Source organism: Seinonella peptonophila, from assembly GCF_900129355.1.
In the GTDB taxonomy this organism is placed as follows: domain Bacteria; phylum Bacillota; class Bacilli; order Thermoactinomycetales; family Thermoactinomycetaceae; genus Seinonella; species Seinonella peptonophila.
This window is the reverse complement of the sequence record NZ_FQVL01000038.1, coordinates 1-1,049: the sequence shown is the minus strand read 5'-3', so window position 1 is coordinate 1,049 and position 1,049 is coordinate 1. Positions and strand designations below refer to the sequence as shown.

The window sequence follows — 1,049 nt, the reverse complement described above, 5'->3', positions numbered from 1 at the left end:
TATCCTGTTTCATCGGCCCAAAAGCGAATCTATGTCTTGCAGCAGTTAGATAGGAACTTGATGCATTACAATATGCCTTGCGCATTTGTGCTCATTGGTTCTGTTGATGTTCGTCGCCTAGAACAAGCTTTTCAACAATTAATCCAACGACATGAATCGTTTCGAACGTCCTTTGTCATCCAAGAAGGAGAACCTGTCCAAAAAGTCCATCCTTCTCTGGACTTCAAACTCACCGTACGAGCGGGAACCGAAGCAGAAGCAAGAGATTGGGCAGATCAGTTTATGCGACCCTTTTCGCTGGAACAAGCTCCTTTGTTTCGCACCGAGCTGATTCGTCTCAATCCAGATCGGCATTTGCTGCTCATGGATCTGCATCATATTATCGCCGATGGGGTATCGATTGATCTCTTACTTCAACAGTTGACGACAGTTTATCAGGGTGAATCGTTACCAGAACTTCGTATCCAATATAAAGACTATGCCGTTTGGCAGCAACAATGGAAGGAAACGGAAGATTTCCAACGACAAGAAGCATATTGGTTATCTACTTTTGCCGATGAAGTCCCTGTGTTGGAGCTACCAACTGATTATGCTCGTCCACCCGTTCAAAACTTTGCTGGGAAGCATGTCGATTTTGTATTGGATGAAGAATTAACACAGGCGTTAAAACAGCTCACCGCAGAGACAGGAACCACGCTCTATATGCTCTTGCTCGCTGCATACAATATCTGGTTATCTAAGTATTCAAATCAGACAGATATTGTGGTGGGAACACCGGTGGTGGGCCGATCACATGCTGATGTCCAATCGATTGTGGGTATGTTTGTCAATACGCTCGCGATGCGCAATTATCCAGAGGGAGAAAAGCGGTTCGTCGATTTCCTCCAAGAAGTAAAAGAAGGGGCTTTAGCGGCTTACGACCATGCCGACTATCCATTTGAGGAATTGGTCGATCAACTTTCCCTCTCCCGAGATACCAGTCGGAATGCCTTGTTTCAAGCAATGTTTACGATGCAAAACTTTGGCAATGATCTGCTTCAGTTAGAGGG

At 45.3% G+C, this 1,049-nt stretch carries 1 protein-coding gene; it reads left to right on the top strand.

Annotation, left to right across the window (positions count from 1 at the left end; genetic code table 11):
* A partial coding sequence (locus BUB71_RS18750; protein WP_245815737.1) for a condensation domain-containing protein occupies positions 1 to 1,049 on the top strand: 1,049 nt, incomplete at both ends.